The sequence below is a fragment of the Cryobacterium sp. PH31-O1 genome (genome assembly GCF_030063455.1).
In the GTDB taxonomy this organism is placed as follows: Bacteria; Actinomycetota; Actinomycetes; order Actinomycetales; family Microbacteriaceae; genus Cryobacterium.
Map to the genome: position 1 here is coordinate 166873 of NZ_JASITB010000008.1, position 15834 is coordinate 182706.

The 15834-nt window shown below is 64.2% G+C and carries 16 protein-coding genes; 8 read left to right on the forward strand and 8 right to left on the reverse strand.

Features of this window, described 5'->3' with window-relative positions:
* The first annotated feature begins 6 nt into the window (after positions 1 to 6).
* The gene (locus QMK31_RS16090; RefSeq protein WP_349361575.1) at positions 7 to 1089 is read left to right on the forward strand and encodes a threonine aldolase family protein; all 1083 of its coding nucleotides are present in this window, start codon (positions 7 to 9) and stop codon (positions 1087 to 1089) included.
* On the forward strand, positions 1086 to 2771 hold the full coding sequence (locus QMK31_RS16095; RefSeq protein WP_283501964.1) for a long-chain-fatty-acid--CoA ligase: 1686 nt from the start codon (positions 1086 to 1088) through the stop codon (positions 2769 to 2771). The genes QMK31_RS16090 and QMK31_RS16095 overlap by 4 nt, the downstream gene beginning before the upstream one ends.
* 22 nt (positions 2772 to 2793) lie before the next feature.
* On the opposite strand, the gene QMK31_RS16100 is transcribed toward QMK31_RS16095, so the two are convergent.
* Positions 2794 to 3111 carry a hypothetical protein gene (locus QMK31_RS16100; RefSeq protein ID WP_283501965.1) on the reverse strand — a complete coding sequence of 106 codons (318 nt, stop codon included), beginning with the start codon at positions 3109 to 3111 and terminating at the stop codon, positions 2794 to 2796.
* A gap of 174 nt (positions 3112 to 3285) precedes the next feature.
* On the opposite strand from QMK31_RS16100, the gene QMK31_RS16105 reads away from it, so the two are divergent.
* Positions 3286 to 3891, forward strand: a complete 606-nt coding sequence (locus tag QMK31_RS16105) for a nitroreductase family protein (protein WP_283501966.1) — start codon at positions 3286 to 3288, stop codon at positions 3889 to 3891.
* Positions 3892 to 3898: 7 nt separating this feature from the next.
* On the opposite strand, the gene QMK31_RS16110 is transcribed toward QMK31_RS16105, so the two are convergent.
* From QMK31_RS16110 to QMK31_RS16120, 3 genes are read right to left on the reverse strand one after another with little or no spacing between them, the layout of a single operon-like run.
* Positions 3899 to 4369, reverse strand: a complete 471-nt coding sequence (locus tag QMK31_RS16110) for a hypothetical protein (RefSeq protein WP_283501967.1) — start codon at positions 4367 to 4369, stop codon at positions 3899 to 3901.
* Positions 4370 to 4423: 54 nt separating this feature from the next.
* Positions 4424 to 5473, reverse strand: a complete 1050-nt coding sequence (locus QMK31_RS16115; protein ID WP_283501968.1) for a zinc-dependent alcohol dehydrogenase family protein — start codon at positions 5471 to 5473, stop codon at positions 4424 to 4426.
* 52 nt (positions 5474 to 5525) lie between these two features.
* Positions 5526 to 7679: an ATP-dependent Clp protease ATP-binding subunit gene (locus QMK31_RS16120; RefSeq protein WP_283501969.1), complete on the reverse strand. Its 2154-nt coding sequence runs from the start codon at positions 7677 to 7679 to the stop codon at positions 5526 to 5528.
* 270 nt (positions 7680 to 7949) lie between these two features.
* Here QMK31_RS16120 and hisC point away from each other — a divergent pair, with 270 nt between their 5' ends.
* The 4 genes from hisC (at position 7950) to QMK31_RS16140 (ending at position 11835) form a co-directional block, all read left to right on the forward strand.
* The gene (hisC, locus tag QMK31_RS16125) at positions 7950 to 9011 is read left to right on the forward strand and encodes a histidinol-phosphate transaminase (protein WP_283501970.1); all 1062 of its coding nucleotides are present in this window, start codon (positions 7950 to 7952) and stop codon (positions 9009 to 9011) included.
* A gap of 92 nt (positions 9012 to 9103) precedes the next feature.
* Positions 9104 to 10096, forward strand: a complete 993-nt coding sequence (locus tag QMK31_RS16130) for an ABC transporter substrate-binding protein (RefSeq protein ID WP_283501971.1) — start codon at positions 9104 to 9106, stop codon at positions 10094 to 10096.
* Positions 10097 to 10124: 28 nt separating this feature from the next.
* On the forward strand, positions 10125 to 11036 hold the full coding sequence (locus QMK31_RS16135; protein WP_283501972.1) for an ABC transporter permease: 912 nt from the start codon (positions 10125 to 10127) through the stop codon (positions 11034 to 11036).
* A gap of 7 nt (positions 11037 to 11043) precedes the next feature.
* On the forward strand, positions 11044 to 11835 hold the full coding sequence (locus tag QMK31_RS16140) for an ABC transporter ATP-binding protein (protein ID WP_283501973.1): 792 nt from the start codon (positions 11044 to 11046) through the stop codon (positions 11833 to 11835).
* Positions 11836 to 11902: 67 nt separating this feature from the next.
* On the opposite strand, the gene QMK31_RS16145 is transcribed toward QMK31_RS16140, so the two are convergent.
* From QMK31_RS16145 to QMK31_RS16160, 4 genes are read right to left on the reverse strand one after another with little or no spacing between them, the layout of a single operon-like run.
* The gene (locus QMK31_RS16145; protein WP_283501974.1) at positions 11903 to 12700 is read right to left on the reverse strand and encodes an alpha/beta fold hydrolase; all 798 of its coding nucleotides are present in this window, start codon (positions 12698 to 12700) and stop codon (positions 11903 to 11905) included.
* Positions 12701 to 12703: 3 nt separating this feature from the next.
* Positions 12704 to 13033: a biotin/lipoyl-containing protein gene (locus tag QMK31_RS16150; RefSeq protein ID WP_283501975.1), complete on the reverse strand. Its 330-nt coding sequence runs from the start codon at positions 13031 to 13033 to the stop codon at positions 12704 to 12706.
* A complete protein-coding gene (locus QMK31_RS16155; protein WP_283501976.1) occupies positions 13026 to 14048 on the reverse strand; it encodes an alpha-ketoacid dehydrogenase subunit beta in 1023 nt (340 codons plus the stop codon). The genes QMK31_RS16150 and QMK31_RS16155 overlap by 8 nt, the downstream gene beginning before the upstream one ends.
* Positions 14041 to 15111 carry a thiamine pyrophosphate-dependent enzyme gene (locus QMK31_RS16160; RefSeq protein WP_283501977.1) on the reverse strand — a complete coding sequence of 357 codons (1071 nt, stop codon included), beginning with the start codon at positions 15109 to 15111 and terminating at the stop codon, positions 14041 to 14043. The genes QMK31_RS16155 and QMK31_RS16160 overlap by 8 nt, the downstream gene beginning before the upstream one ends.
* Before the next feature lie 188 nt (positions 15112 to 15299).
* Here QMK31_RS16160 and QMK31_RS16165 point away from each other — a divergent pair, with 188 nt between their 5' ends.
* Entirely contained in the window at positions 15300 to 15788 is a 489-nt protein-coding gene (locus tag QMK31_RS16165) for an Lrp/AsnC family transcriptional regulator (protein ID WP_283501978.1), read from the forward strand.
* Positions 15789 to 15834: the final 46 nt, after the last annotated feature.

A 15834-nucleotide genomic window follows, 5' to 3' on the forward strand; every position in this document is an offset into this window, starting at 1 on the left:
AGCAGAATGCGAGAGGATGGACTGGTGACCCAACTCCACGATCTCAACTCCCGCGGTTTCGCTTCAGACAACTACTCCGGAATTCATCCGGAAATTTTGGAGGCGATCACCAAGGCCAATGGCGCCCACCAGGTCGCCTACGGCGAAGACGTCTACACGGCCCGGTTACGCGAAGTTTTCGTCGACGCGTTTGGTGACGGCGTCGAGGTGTTTCCGGTGTTCAACGGCACCGGCGCCAACGTCACCGGTTTGCAGTCGATGCTGCCGCGCTGGGGCGCCGTCATCTGCTCGGCCACCGCGCACATTCACAACGACGAGGGCGGCGCACCCGAGCATGTCGGCGGCTTCAAGCTGTTGCCGGTCGTCACCCCCGACGGCAAGCTCACCACCGAACTGATCGACCAGGAAGCCTGGGGCTGGGGCGACGAGCACCGTGCCCAACCGCTGGTCGTCTCAATCACCCAGACCACCGAGCTCGGCACCGCATACAGTGTCGACGAGGTGCGAGCCATCGCCGACCATGTCCACTCCAAGGGAATGACGCTGCACATGGACGGGGCCCGGATCAGCAATGCCGCCGCCAGCCTCGGTGTGCCGCTTCGTACCTTCACCCGCGATGCCGGCGTCGACGTGCTCAGCTTCGGCGGCACGAAGAACGGCATGATGCTGGGTGAGTGCATCGTGGTGCTGAATCCACAGGCATCCACCGGGCTCAAGTTTCTGCGCAAGTCGAACATGCAGCTCTCCAGCAAGATGCGGTTCATCTCGGCCCAGCTCATTGCGCTGCTGGATGGTGACCTGTGGCTGCGCAACGCGACCCACGCCAACGCTATGGCGGCCCGCCTGCGCGGCGCGCTCGAAAGCAACCTGGCGGAGGGGACCATTACCGGGCTGGCTTTCAGCCAGGCCACGCAGGCCAACGCCATCTTCGCCACCCTGCCGACCGGTGTTGCCGACCGGTTGCGGGAGTCCTTTCGCTTCTACGACTGGGACGCCTCGAAAAACGAGGTGCGCTGGATGTGCGGCTTCGACACCACCGAGGACGACATCGATAGTTTCATCGCCGCCATTACCCGGGAACTATCGTGACCTTTCGCGATCGGCCCTGGCTGGCCGCTTACGCACCGGGAGTTCCCGGCACGATCGCCGAAACCACCGAAACCCTCACCGACATGATGGAGACCTCGGCCGAGCACTTCGCCCCGGCCGTTGCCCTCGACTTCTTCGGGGCCACCACCACCTACGAGCAGCTGGGAGAGCAGATCTCTCGGGCCGCCAATGGCCTACGCAAACTCGGCGTCAGCCCGGGCGATCGGGTGGCCCTCGTGCTGCCCAACTGCCCCCAGCACGTCGTCGCGTTCTATGCAGTGCTGCGCCTCGGTGCTATTGCCGTTGAGCACAACCCGCTCTATACCGACCGTGAGCTGCGCCACCAGTTTGAAGACCACGGCGCCCGCGTAGCAATCGTGTGGGACAAGGTGTACGACGCGGTGCGCGCTTTTCCCAAAGATATGGGGGTAGCGGATGTCGTGACCGTCAACCTCACGCGCGCCATGCCGTTATCGAAACGGCTGGCTCTCACCTTGCCGATCAGGAAGGCACGAGATTCCCGGGCGGCACTCACCGCGGGCCCGGGTAAGGGATCGATTACCTGGGACTCCATTGTGGGCGCCCGCAAACTGCACCCGTCGCACCAGCGACCGCTGCTGTCCGACACCGCGGTGCTGCAGTACACCAGCGGTACCACCGGCGCCCCGAAGGGCGCCATTCTCAGTCACGAGAACCTGCGCGCCAACGCCGCCCAGGGGTCGGCCTGGGTCGCCGGACTTCGCCCCGGCGATGAAACCGTGTACGGCGTGCTGCCCATGTTTCATGCATACGGCCTCACCCTCTGCCTCACCTTCGCGATGAGCATCGGTGCCCGTCTCGTACTGTTTCCCAAGTTCGACGAGAAGCTCGTACTCGATGCGGCCAAGCATGCACCGCCCACTTTTCTGCCAGCAGTGCCGCCGATCTACGACCGCCTGGTCACGGCCGCCGCAAAGAAAAAGGTGAGCCTGGCCGGCATCCGCTTTGCTATTTCTGGTGCCATGAACCTGCCAGTCTCCATTGTGGAGCGTTGGGAGAGCGCCACCGGGGGATTGCTGGTGGAGGGCTACGGCATGACCGAGGCGTCACCGATCGTGGCCGGAAACCCGATCGGCCCGAGCCGGCGGCCTGGAACGGTAGGGGTGCCGTTTCCGAGCACCGATATTCGCGTGGTCGATCCGGAAGACCCGACAATTGACCGCGGCTTCGAGGAGGAGGGTGAGCTACTCGTGAGCGGTCCCCAAGTCTTCTCCGGCTATTGGGACCGTCCCACCGAGAGCGCGCAGGCGCTTTTGCCCGGTGGCTGGCTGCGCACCGGTGACATCGTGCGCGTCTCGGCCGACGGCTTTATCACCGTCGTCGACCGCATCAAGGAACTCATTGTCACCGGTGGCTTCAACGTGTCGCCCTCCGAGGTCGAAGAGGCGCTGCTCTCACACCCCGACATTCTTGATGCTGCGGCGGTCGGTTTGCCGAGCGCCAACGGCGGTGAAGACGTGGTGGCCGTTGTTGTGCTGTCGCCAGCTGCCGAACTCGACGTGAATGCGGTGCGCGAGTACTGCCGCACCCGACTTTCGGCCTACAAAGTGCCTAAGCGCATCGTGGAGGTGGACGACCTGCCGCGCAGCCTGCTCGGCAAGGTTTTGCGGCGCCAGGTGCGTGACCGCCTGCAGGGCAAGTAACTCGCCCCAACAATCGTCGTCGTCAGGGTGCCGGGCAGTAGGAGTGCAGCTCGTTGAGATAGAGATCATTCTCTGTGCCCGGCTCGACAACCCGGTCGTCACCGCAGTAGATAAGCGTGGTGCGCAGACCGCTGTCAACGGTTGTCAACCAGCCAGAACCGACGTCTTTGCCGCGACATTCCAGGTTGAATTCCACTCGCACCTGGGTGATCTGATAGCCAATGATCGACACCCCTTCGGGCGGATCGTTCAGAGTTGCCGAGTCGAAGTAATTGTCTACGTTGACGGGATCGGCGGTGGATTGGCCCGTGCGGTCGAACTCCTCGAGTAAAAAATCCACCCAATCCTTTTCGAAATAGGCGGGCGTACTTTTTCGAAATAGGCGGGAAACGCGCCATCCTCAACGGCCCGTCACCCCGGTGTCCGGATTTGCGGAATAGTGCACTCGCTGCAAGCGTTTACGAAGCTGGGTCAGCGTTGCCCCGTCCGTACTTTTCGATCAAAGGAAACGCCCATGACCCTCATCACTGACACCGAACCTGCCCAGTCCACCCGGCGCGCCAACACCGAGTCACCGCTCTTGGACGTTTTGGCCGAACGTTGGAGCCCCCGCTCTTACGACAAGACCGCCGTCATCAGCGAGGCCGTCCTCACCACGGTGCTCGAAGCCGCCCGCTGGGCGCCATCCGCGAGCAACATGCAGCCGGCCCGCTTCATCGTGGCCCGGCGCGGTTCAGCAAGCTTCGCCAAGATCAACGATGCGCTCCTGGGTTTCAACAAAGCGTGGGCCGATACGGCATCCGTTTTGATTGTAAATGTTGCCAAACTTGCCATTGATGAGACCCGGGACAACCCGTGGGCACGCTACGACCTCGGCCAGGCCGTTGCACACCTCACCATTCAGGCCCAGAGCGAGGGACTACACACCCACCAGATGGGCGGCTTCGACGGCGAGGCCATTGCCACGGCCTTCAATCTCACCGACGACCAGGCCGTTGTCACGGTGACGGCGCTCGGAGTGCTGGGAAGTGCCGACGATCTCACCCCCGAGCTGCGTGAACGCGAGGTCGCCCCGCGCAGCCGCCTGCCGCTTGCCGAACTGCTGCTCGTAAACGACTAAGCGCGAGCTATCGTGCAGCGCGTGGCCCACGCAGCAGCAACGTGGGGATCAAAGATCCCACCACGATGATCGCCGTGAGCCACGCGAGATGTACCGCGAGCGGGTACGGCCAGTACATGGTCACGCCAACTCCAACGACGGCGACGGCCAGGGCGGCGAGGGCCGGCCACCAGACTCGGCGCCACGCCAGCACAAGCAGTGCTGCCGGCACCCAGTAGGCGATTTCGCTGCCAACGCCCATCGACCGCACCATGTCGGCGGGCGCCTGCAGGAGCGGGAGAGCGTTGATCCACGGGCCGAAGAACATGGCGGCGCAGTGAAAGACGAGCAGCAACCCGCTCACCAGGGCCACAGCGGCTCCCAGCGGCCCAACGCGGACCGAGCGTGATCGCAGCAGCGGATGCCCAACGACCAGCCGCAGCGCACCAGCCACAATCGCGAACGCCAGCAGCGCTCCCCAGAGAAACGGTTGATTCACAACTGTCCTTTCTGGCCGGCTGGAACTGCGGTGGGTGCGGCGAGCTTGTCGTCGCTACGGACGCAGGAGCACCTTGATGGCGCGGCGTTCGTCCATAGCGGCGTAAGCCTCGGCAACCTCGGCAAGCGGCACCTGCACGTCAAAGACCAGCCCCGGATTGATCTCACCGGAGAGCACCTCGGGCAGCAGCTCTTCAACATAGCTGCGAACGGATGCGACGCCGCCGTTCACGCCCACGTTCGTTCCGAACAGGGTGCGGATGGGCAGCTCGGCACCACCGTTGGGAACCCCAACGTAGCCGACCATTCCGCCGGGCCGAGCCGAGCGAATGGCCTGGTCCATCGATTCCTGGGTGCCAACACACTCCAGCACGTAATCGGCACCAATGCCATCGAAGAGGGCCTTTACGGCCGCGACACCGTCATCGCCGCGCGCTTCGATGATGTCGGTCGCTCCGAACTCGCGCGCCACAGCCTGGCGGTCCGCGTGGCGGGACATGGCCACTATGCGACCCGCACCGAGGCGCTTGCTCGCGAGGATGGCGCAGAGCCCGACGGCCCCGTCACCGACGACGACCACCGTGCTGCCCGGCTCGACACCGGCCGAGACGGCCGCGTGGTGTCCGGTACCCATCACGTCGGCGAGGGTGAGCAGGCTCGGAACGAGGTCGTCGCTCGGAACGCTTGGGGTGGCAACCAGGGAACCATCGGCGTGCGGAACCCGCACGCGCTCCCCCTGGGCGCCGTCGGCGAACCCGCCGAGCTGATCATCCGCTCCCCACCAGCCGCCGTTAAGGCACGAGGCGCTCACACCGTTCTTGCAGTTGACGCAGGTTCCGTCACAGTCGTAGAACGGCGCGATCACGAAATCGCCAACCTTCACCGTTGATACGTCTGCACCAATGGCTTCGACGATGCCGACGAATTCGTGGCCGATGCGGTGCGGTTCCTTGGTCGGCGTGATGCCACGGTAGGGCCACAGGTCCGACCCGCAGACGCAGGCCGCGACCACGCGAACGATGGCGTCACCACCGGTCGAGAGTACGGGTTCGGGAACTTCCTCGAGGCGAACGTCCCGTTCGCCATAAATCACAGTTGCACGCATGGATTAAGCCTAACCCGCGACTCTGGGCATCCTCTCCTTCACGTGAAAGCGGTTAAATAAACTCCGGAGCGGATGCCACGGTGAGCGAATCGCCGTCGGCCGCGAGCGCAACGAGCACCGTGTCGCCGTCGCGAATATCGCCGGCGAGCAGCGCTCGCGCCAGGCGGTCGTCGATCTCGCGCTGCATCAGTCGCCGAAGCGGGCGCGCACCGTAGATCGGGTCATAGCCGCGCTCGGCCAGCCAGCGGCGGGCATCCGGTGTGACGGCCAACTCGAGGCGTCGCTCGGCGAGACGCTTCTGCAACCGGTCGACGTCGAGTTCAACGATCTCACCGAGCTCATCAGTCGTGAGCGAGGAGAACACCACAATGTCGTCGAGCCGGTTGATGAACTCCGGTTTGAAGGCCTGCCGCACGAGGCCCTGCACGGCCTCCTCCTTCTGCGCCGCGGACAGGGTCGAGTCGACCAAAAACTGCGAACCGAGGTTGGAGGTGAGCACGAGGATGGTGTTGCGAAAGTCCACCGTGCGGCCCTGACCGTCGGTGAGTCGACCATCGTCGAGCACCTGAAGCAGCACGTCGAAGACCTCGGGATGTGCCTTCTCGACCTCATCGAACAGAATCACCGAGTACGGGCGGCGGCGCACAGCCTCAGTGAGCTGGCCACCCTGCTCGTAACCGACATAGCCAGGAGGAGCCCCGACCAGGCGTGAAACCGCGAACTTCTCGCCGTACTCGCTCATATCGATGCGCACCATGGCTTTTTCATCGTCGAACAGAAACTCGGCGAGCGCTTTGGCCAGCTCGGTCTTGCCGACTCCGGTCGGCCCGAGAAAAAGAAACGATCCGGTCGGGCGGTCAGGGTCGGAGATGCCGGCGCGTGACCGTCTCACCGCGTCGGCGACTGCACGCACCGCACGTTTCTGGCCGATCAGGCGGTGGCCGAGCTCGTTTTCGAGGTTGAGCAGCTTGTCGGTCTCGCCCTGCAGCAGCCGCCCCACCGGAATACCGGTCCAGGCCGCGACCACGGCGGCGATGTCCTCGCTCGTGACCTGGTCGTTGACCATGCGGGGGCCTACGGATTCTTCCTTCTCGGCGTCAGCGAGTGCCCGTTCCATCACCGGAATATCGCCGTAAAGCAGCCGGGACGCCTTCTCGAGGTTACCCTCGCGCTGGGCCCGATCGGATGCTATGCGCGCGGTGTCGAGCCGCTCACGCAACTCGCCGACCCGGTTGAGCGAGGCCCGCTCGGTGTCCCAGCGGGTCTGCAGCTCCTTCAGGTTGGCCTGACGCTCGACGAGATCGTCGCGCAACTTCACCAGGCGCGCCTTCGAGGCGTCGTCTTTCTCCTTCTTCAACGCGAGTTCTTCGAGCTTCAGCCGGTCGACGCTGCGCCGCAGCTCGTCGATCTCTACCGGTGAGGAATCGATCTCCATGCGCAGCCGGCTCGCGGCCTCGTCGATGAGGTCGATGGCCTTGTCGGGCAGCTGGCGGGCGGTGATGTAACGATTTGAGAGGGATGCCGCAGCCACGAGAGCCGAGTCGGCAATCGTCACCTTGTGATGGGCTTCATAGCGTTCCTTGAGCCCGCGAAGAATGGCGACGGTATCTTCCACCGACGGCTCGTCGACGAGCACCGGCTGAAAGCGGCGCTCGAGCGCGGCATCCTTTTCAATGAATTCCCGGTATTCGTTGAGGGTCGTGGCGCCGATCAGGCGCAGTTCGCCACGGGCGAGCATGGGCTTGAGCATATTGCTGGCCGCGACGGAGCCTTCGCCGCCGCCCGCGCCCATGAGGGTATGCAGTTCGTCGACGAAGGTGATGATCTGCCCGTCGGCGTCGTTGATCTCCTTGAGCACGGCCTTGAGCCGCTCCTCGAATTCGCCGCGATACTTAGCGCCGGCCACGAGGGCGGCCAGGTCGAGCGAGACCAGCTGCTTGTCCTTGAGCGAGTCGGCCACATCGCCGGCCACGATGCGCTGGGCCAGGCCCTCCACCACCGCGGTCTTGCCGACGCCGGGTTCACCGATCAGCACGGGATTGTTCTTGGTGCGCCGGGTGAGTACCTGGCTGATCCGACGAATCTCGGCGTCTCGCCCGATCACCGGGTCGAGTTTGCCGCTGCGGGCAATGTCGGTGAGGTTCACCCCATACAGCTCGAGGGCCGTCTTGGCGTCTTGCTGCGGTGGTTGCTGACCGGCTTGCATGGGCTGTCTCCTTAAAAGTTGAGCCTAACTGGCTCAAGTTTAGTACCCGAAGGCCAACGGCCGAAATAGTACGGTGAAGTTTTGATAACTGAGCAACTTGTTCAGCCGCGTCCCCCAATTACCGATCAAATTATGCAGTTTGTGCCGTGTCGAATGGTCGAATTGTCAAACTTCAGCACCCTCGCTACGCTCTAAACCAACCCGTCATCGCCGACGCTGTACTCGCCGAGCCGATCTAAAACAGGGTTCACGAGTGAGGTTGAAACAGTTATGGTGCACCAACGCGAGACCATCGGTCGGTTGCCCGCCTATAAGCAGGGCGCTGCTGCCGGTGATTCGGGAGCGTTCAAGTTGTCGTCGAACGAGAACCCGTTTGTCCCGCTTGCCTCCGTGACGCGAGTCCTCGCATCCGCTCTCGGTGAGATTCACCTGTATCCGAGCATGGCCGTGGCCGAACTGACCGACCGCATTGCGGTCCGGTTCGACGTTTCGCACGAAAACGTGGCCTTCGGGGCGGGTTCGGTCGAGGTGCTGTCGCAGCTCATTCATGCCAGCGCTGGGGCCGGCGACGAGGTCGTCTTCGCGTGGCGTTCGTTCGAGGCCTATCCGATTCTGGTGCAGGTCGCCGGAGCAACGCCCGTGCCGGTCGCCCTCACCGACGACGAGCGTCACGACCTGACCGCCATGGCCGACGCGATCACACCGCAGACCCGACTCATTCTGGTCTGCAACCCCAACAATCCCACCGGCGCTTTCGTCACCGCCGATGAGTTGCACGCCTTCATGGCCCGGGTACCCGCCGACGTTCTCGTCGTCGTCGACGAGGCCTATGTGCACTTCAACCGCGACGCCGCCTCGGCCGTCGGCATCGACTTCTTTCGCCGTTACCCCAACGTGGCCGTGCTGCACACCTTCTCCAAGGCCTACGGCCTGGCCGGCCTGCGCATCGGTTATGCCATCGCGCCGAGCGCTGTCGCCGCCAACCTGCGTCGCGTGGCGTTGCCGTTCGGCGTGACCGCGCTGGCCCAACGGGCCGCCCTCGCCTCCCTCGATGCGGAAGCCGAACTGATGGTGCGCATCGACCTGATCGTCGCCGAACGCACCCGCGTGCTCACCGCACTGCGGGCCAGCGGATGGCGCGTCACCGACTCGCAGGGAAACTTCATCTGGCTGCGCACCGGCGAAGGCACTAACCGGGTCAACGACGTGTTCACTGCCGAAGGCATCCTGGCTCGGGCCTTTCCCGGCGAGGGCCTGCGTGTGACCATTGGCACAGCAGAGCAGAACGATCGATTCCTGGTCGCCGCGGCCGCAGCGCTCCTGCCGGTCTAACCGCTCACTCTTCGCACCGCGCGAGAACGCTCGTTCCCGCGCGCGCTGCACAAACCGTTCGTCAACATAAATTCAAAGGAGAATTTTCCAGCATGAAGCACACCACCTCTTTGTCAGCCCTCGCTCTCGTCGCCGCGAGCGCCTTCGCACTCAGCGGATGCGCGGCGAGCGATCCAGCATCCGTTTCAGACGAGATGATCACGATCGGCATCAGCCAGATCGTGCAGCACCAGGCGCTCGACGACGCCCGCGAGGGTTTCAAGAAGGCGTTTGCCGACGCCGGCTATGTCGAGGGCACAGACATCAACTTCGACGAGCAGAACGCGCAGGGCGAACAGGCAACGGCGAGCACCATCGCCGCCAAGTTCGCCGCCGACAAGGTTGACCTCGTGCTCGCCATCGCCACGCCCACCGCGCAGGCCGCCGCGCAGACAATCATTGACATTCCAGTGCTGTTCACCGCCGTCACCGAACCGAAAGAGGCCGGACTGGTCGAGAGCTGGGAGAAGCCGGGCAGCAACATCACCGGCACCAGCGACCTCAACCCGGTTAAAGAGCAGCTCGAACTGATCCAGGAGATTCTGCCCGACGCCAAGTCGGTCGGCATCATCTACAGCTCCGGCGAGGTCAACTCCGACGTGCAGGTCGAGCTGGCCAAGGAGGCGGCCAAGGACCTCGGCCTGACCATCAAGGAAGCCACCGTCACCAACTCGAGCGAGGTAGCCCAGGCCACCGAGTCGCTCGGCAACGTTGACGCCATCTACATTCCCACCGATAACCGCGTCACCGAGGGCCTCGAAGCCGTCATCCAGTACTCGGAGGCCAACCAGGTTCCCCTGTTCGGCGCCGAGAACGGCCAGGTTGAGCGTGGCGCCATCGCGACCTACGGCATCAACTACACCGACCTCGGCTATCAGACCGGTCAGATGGCCATTCGCATCCTCGAAGACGGCGAGAACCCCGCCGACATGCCCGTCGAGACCCTCGACACGATCGAGTTCATCCTCAACCCGGCCGCCGCACAGCGCATGGGCGTGACCCTCTCGGAGGAGCTCGTCGCCAAGGCCGACCGAATCATCGAATAGCCGCTCTTCTACTTAAAGGAATAACCAGATGAATGCGGCTCTCGAACTCGGCCTGCTCTACGGAATCATGGCGTTGGGTGTCTACCTGACCTTTCGAATCCTCAATTTTCCCGACCTCACAGTTGACGGAAGTTTCACAACCGGTGCCGCAGTGGCAGCGTCGCTCATTATCAACGGCGTGCCGGCTCCCCTCGCCACCCTCGCCGGGGCGGCGTCGGGGGCGGTGGCCGGCCTGGTCACCGGGGTGCTCTATACCAAGGGCCGCATCGACGGTCTGCTCGCCGGAATCCTCACCATGATCGCCCTGTGGTCGATCAACCTGCGCATCATGGGTAAATCCAACCTGCCCCTGCTGCGCGAAGACACCCTGATGACCCCACTGCGTGACGCCGGCCTGCTCGGCGGAGCCTGGAGCATCCTGATCTTCGCCGTCGCCGCCCTCGTGATCAAGTTCGCCATCGACTGGTTCCTCAGCACCGACCTCGGCCTGTCGATCCAGGCCACCGGCAACAACGAGCAGATGATCCGCAGCCTCGGCGTGAACACGCACCGTACGACCATCCTCACCCTCGCCATCTCGAACGGACTCGTCGCGCTGTGTGGCGCGCTGATCGCCCAGTACCAGGGCTTCGCCGACGTGAGCATGGGCATCGGCCTCATTCTGGTCGGCCTCGCCTCGGTCATCGTCGGCCAGGCCGTTTTCGGTCGTCGCAACATCTTTCTGGCCTCGCTCGCCGTCATCGGCGGCGCGGTCATCTACCGCCTGGTGATCTTCTTCGCCCTCGGCGCCGGCCTCAACCCCAACGATATGAAGCTCATCTCGGCGCTGCTCGTCGTTGCAGCGCTGTTGCTGCCGCGCTGGGGCTTTTTGAAACGCATCCCCTCGCTGCGCCAGATGCGATCAGCCGCCGGCAGTGCCAACTACAGCAAAGCGAACTAGGAGCCTCATGCTGCAGATCGAGAACATCACCAAGACCTTTTTTCCCGGCACGGTCAACGAACGCGTTGCCCTCAATAACGTCTCCCTGCAACTCAATACGGGCGACTTCGTCACCGTTATTGGAAGCAATGGCGCCGGAAAATCCACCCTGCTCAACATGATCAGCGGCAAACTGCCGTTCGACTCGGGCGACCTGTCGATCGACGGCAGTAGCGTCAAGCGGATGCCTGACTACGCCCGCGCCGCCTTCGTCGGCCGCGTCTTTCAAGATCCGATGGCCGGCACCGCCCCCGACCTCAGCATTGAGCAGAACCTGGCCCTCGCGCTGCGGCGTGGCCAGCACCGAGGTTTGCAATGGGGTGTCACGCACAAACGCCGCGCCTTCTTTCGCGAAGAACTACTCTCGCTCGAACTCGGCCTGGAAGACCGACTGAAGGCCCGGGTCGGGCTGCTCTCCGGCGGCCAGCGACAGGCGCTATCGCTGCTCATGGCCAGCTTCACCCAGCCGCGCATCCTGCTGCTCGACGAGCACACCGCTGCTCTAGACCCGCAGCGCGCCGAGCTGGTCACGACCCTCACCGAAACCATCGTTGCTAAGCACAACCTGACGACCCTCATGGTGACGCACAACATGGAGCAGGCGCTGCGCCTCGGCAATCGGCTGGTGATGATGCACGAGGGGCAAATCATTTTTGACATCGATGCCGAGCGTAAGGCCACCATGACGGTGCCCGACCTGCTCGCCGAGTTCGCCAAGATCAAGGGTGCCTCACTCGACGACAGGGCTCTGCTCGGCTAGTGCCGGATGGTTACAGGACTGGCCCGTCCCGCGCACGTGCGCGGTACGGGCCAGTCCTCGTGTGGTTTTAGCGGGCGAGGAACTCGATGGCGGCCTGCTTGAAGGCGCGCGCGCTGACGGCATTGGTGTGGGTGCGGGCGGGCAGCCAGAGTACCTCGGAGTCGGCGGCGAGCGCCGCGAGCTCGGTCGTTCCGGTTGCGAGCACGTCGCGGTCGCCGGTAACGAAAAGCATCGGACGGGCCGGAACGGCGACGTTCGGCTCGAAGCGTTCCGTCTTTATCGCAGCGATGAGCCGCAGCAGGGCCGCGGTATCAGCACCCGGCGCGAGCTGCATCATAGCCAGGAGGGCGGCGGTCGCCTCGTGGTCAATTGCGCTTGAGTCCTCTAGAAAGCGGTCGGCCGCAGCGAGGTCGAAGTCAGCGAGTGGATCTTCGGCACTCATACCGCCGAGCACGGCGCGATTGATCAGGTCGGAGCGCTCAGCGACGAGCTCCCAGACCAGGCGGGAGCCAAACGAATAGCCCACGAGGTCGACGCCGGAGGCAGAATCGCCGGCCTCACGGGGCCGGACGCCGGCTAACGCGAGTACCTCGAGAAGGCTGGCGCGCATGCGGCTCGGGGCGTAAGCATCCGTTTCTCGTGGGGCGTGGCTGTTGCCGTGGCCGAGCAGGTCGACGGTAAGCACCCGGCGGCCGGCGGCAGCGAGATCACGCACCCAACCGGTCGCCTCCCAATTGAGGGCGCTCGACGAGGCAAAGCCGTGCACGAGGAGCACCGGGGCGAGGCCAGCGTCAAAGGCAGGTTCGTATTGCTGCCAGTGCAGATTTGTACCGTGCAGTCCCACGGCAAGCGTGTCAGCGGTCATTCGTTAATCCTCATCGAGAACGGCGGAGAGTCGCACGCGCCGTTTCGGCGCAGCCTCCTGCGGCACGGTGCCCACGATGCCGGCGGAATCATCGGCGACCGTGAAGGTGATCAGCGGGGCATCGACGAGCACGACATCGCCGGGGTCGCCGTGCAGGGTGAGCACGATACCGGCAATCGGCGAGGGCAATTCCACCGACGATTTGGTCGTTTCGACCTCAACGAAGGGCTGGTTGCGTTCAACCTGGTCGCCAACGGCGACGAGCCATTCGAGCACGGTGGCCTCGAGCAGGCCTTCACCGAGGTCGGGCAGGGGAAATGAGATTTCAGCCACGGCGATACTCCAATACTCGCTGAACTCCAAAGAGAATTCGATCAATGTTCGGGATGTACTCGTCTTCAAGGTCGCCAGAGGGGTACGGCACATCGAAGCCGGTCACGCGCTCCACCGGCGCCCGCAGCGAATCGAAACAACTCTGCGAGACGAGCGCGGCCACCTCAGCACCGAGGCCAGCGGTGTGCGGGCCCTCGTGCACGACGATGGCGCGACGCGTGCGCGAAACGGATGCCGCCAGCCCGGCCTCGTCGATCGGTTTCAGCCAGCGCAGATCAAGTACCTCAAGTTCGATGCCGTCTTCGGCGGCGAGCTCGGCCACCTGCAGGCAGCGTGAGACCATGGCGCCCCAGGCGATGAGGGTGGCGTGCTTGCCGGAACGGGCAATTACCGAACCTTCGAGAGAAGAAGTGTCTTCCACGGCCAGGTCAACCTCGCCCTTGTTCCAGTACCGGGCCTTAGGCTCCATGAAGATGACCGGGTCGGGCATTGAGGCGGCCTTTTTGAGCAGGTGGTAGGCCTGCTGCGGGTTCGACGGAGACACAACTTTAAGCCCCGGAACGTGCGCGAACAGCGATTCCAGGCTCTCGCCGTGGTGTTCGGGGGCCCGAATGCCGCCGAAGCTCGGCACGCGCAACGTCACCGGCATGGGCAGGCGTCCGCGGCTGCGATAGTTCATGCGGGCCAGCTGCGTAATAATCTGGTTCACCGCCGGGTAGGCGAAGCCGTCGAACTGCACCTCGGGAATGGGGTGGAATCCGGCCATTGCCAGGCCGATCGCAGTGCCGAGAATGCCCGACTCCGCCAGCGGGGTGTCAAAAACCCGGTTCGCTCCGAAACGCTGCTGCAACCCGTCGGTGACGCGAAAGACACCGCCGAGCACACCGACATCTTCGCCGAAGATGAGGGCGCGGTCGTCGTCTTCGAGAATTTCACCGAGCGCCCGGTTGATGGCCTGCTGCATGGAAAGCTGCAGGAGGGGCGTCTGACGAACCAGCTCAAGAATTTCAGACATGTTCGGATTCCTCTCTCCACTGGCGCGCCTGGGCGCCGAGCGTCGGCGTTGATTCTTGAAAAACGAAGTCGAACATTTCGCTGCCTGGTCGGCTTGTCAGGGCGACCACGCCGGCGCGAATGTCGTTCGCCTGGTGCTGGGCCTGGGCATCGGCCTCGGCGAAGAAGGCCTCATCGGCCACGCCCCGGGCGAGCAGCACCGCGCGAAACCGGCTCAGCGGGTCTTCGCCACCGTCGATTTTCTCGTCGTCGAGGGTGCGATACCGACCGGGGTCGTCGCTCGTGGAGTGCGGACCACGCCGGTAGGTCATGGCCTCGACGACAACCGGGCCGAGGCCGGCCCTGGCGTGCGCGACAGCCCGCCGGGTGGCCTCAAGAACAGCGAGCACGTCGTTGCCGTCGACCCGCACGGCCGCCATGCCGTAGCCGGCGGCGCGCGCCGCGACGGATCCGCCGGCTACCTGCTGCTCGGTGGGTACCGAGATGGCCCAGCCGTTGTTCTGCACGAAGAAGATGACCGGCGCCTTGAGGATGGCGGCGAAGTTCATGGCCTCGTGCACGTCGCCCTGCGAGCTGGCACCGTCGCCGAGAAAGGCCAGGCCCACGCCAAGCCCGCCAGCGGATGCCCCGTTCAGCGTCTGGCCGTGCGCCCACCCGACCGCGTGCAGTACGGAACCACCGACGACGGCCTGAAATGGGGCGAAGCGGGTGGCGACGGAATCGTAGAGCCCGCCGTGCCAGATGGCCTTGTGGGTCGACATGTACTCGACCATGTTCACGCCGAATGTGTAAGCCACGCCCATCTCGCGGTAGGTCGGAAAGACGAAGTCCCTGCTCCTGTCGACAGCGGCACCGGCACCGACCTGGGCGGCTTCCTGGCCGAGCATTGGGGCGTAGCCGGGAATGAGGCCCTGGCGCTGCCAGGCCACCGCATCGCGGTCGAGCTGACGCACGTTGGACAGCATCCGGTACAGGTCACGCAGTTCGTCGTGGCCCGGACCGGCGGCATCCGCTGAAGAACTGGGCAGGGTGTCGAGCGTGGCAGCGAGTGCGCGAGGCGCCATGCTGGCTCCTTCCATCGGTGGGCGGGTCACAGTAAAGTTAGTGACTTTGTCGAGCGTCTGCCACAGTGCCCAATTAGAGTGCACAATCTGCGAATGTTTGTGTGGTTTATCGACTAAATACCATACAGTTGGTACATTCACCCGTCGTAGCACCGCCGCCCGACGGACATGCACGAAAGGTCACCCACATGGATGTCGACTCCCTGGACTCCCGCCTCGTCACCCTGTTTTGCGAGCGACCGAAGCTCTCGGTGCTCGAGGCTTCGCGCCGGCTCAAGGTGGCCAGGGCCACGGTGCAGGCTCGCCTCGACCGACTGATGAACCGAGGAGTCATCAAGTCCTGGGCGCCCACGCTCAATCCGAGTGAGTTCGGTTACCCGGTCACTGCCTATTGCTCGCTCACCGTGCGGCAGGATTCCGGCCACGCCGTCGTCGTCGCCGCCCTCGCGAAGATTCCCGAGATTCTCGAACTGCACACCGTCTCCGGCGACAGTGACATGCTTGCCCGGGTCGTCGCCCGGTCGAATGCCGACGTGCAGCGCGTACTCGATCTGATCGTCGCGACGCAGACGGTCGTACGTTCCTCGAGCGTAATCGTGTTGCAGACCCACATTGAAGCGCAGGCCCTCGCCCTGCTGCAGGCCACCGCCCCATCTGACCCCGTTTCACGCCCCTAGCCGCCCACACTCACCCCGGCCACCCCGGCCACCCGACCGGTCGCGC

Excerpts from the sequence above, each read along its gene's own strand:
- QMK31_RS16090 (WP_349361575.1), top strand. The coding sequence starts at position 7 with ATGCGAGAGGATGGACTGGTGACCCAACTCCACGATCTCAACTCCCGC.
- QMK31_RS16105 (WP_283501966.1), top strand. The coding sequence starts at position 3,286 with ATGACCCTCATCACTGACACCGAACCTGCCCAGTCCACCCGGCGCGCC.
- QMK31_RS16115 (WP_283501968.1), bottom strand. The coding sequence starts at position 5,473 with ATGCGTGCAACTGTGATTTATGGCGAACGGGACGTTCGCCTCGAGGAA.
- QMK31_RS16120 (WP_283501969.1), bottom strand. The coding sequence starts at position 7,679 with ATGCAAGCCGGTCAGCAACCACCGCAGCAAGACGCCAAGACGGCCCTC.
- hisC (WP_283501970.1), top strand. The coding sequence starts at position 7,950 with ATGGTGCACCAACGCGAGACCATCGGTCGGTTGCCCGCCTATAAGCAG.
- QMK31_RS16130 (WP_283501971.1), top strand. The coding sequence starts at position 9,104 with ATGAAGCACACCACCTCTTTGTCAGCCCTCGCTCTCGTCGCCGCGAGC.
- QMK31_RS16135 (WP_283501972.1), top strand. The coding sequence starts at position 10,125 with ATGAATGCGGCTCTCGAACTCGGCCTGCTCTACGGAATCATGGCGTTG.
- QMK31_RS16140 (WP_283501973.1), top strand. The coding sequence starts at position 11,044 with ATGCTGCAGATCGAGAACATCACCAAGACCTTTTTTCCCGGCACGGTC.
- QMK31_RS16145 (WP_283501974.1), bottom strand. The coding sequence starts at position 12,700 with ATGACCGCTGACACGCTTGCCGTGGGACTGCACGGTACAAATCTGCAC.
- QMK31_RS16155 (WP_283501976.1), bottom strand. The coding sequence starts at position 14,048 with ATGTCTGAAATTCTTGAGCTGGTTCGTCAGACGCCCCTCCTGCAGCTT.
- QMK31_RS16160 (WP_283501977.1), bottom strand. The coding sequence starts at position 15,111 with ATGGCGCCTCGCGCACTCGCTGCCACGCTCGACACCCTGCCCAGTTCT.
- QMK31_RS16165 (WP_283501978.1), top strand. The coding sequence starts at position 15,300 with ATGGATGTCGACTCCCTGGACTCCCGCCTCGTCACCCTGTTTTGCGAG.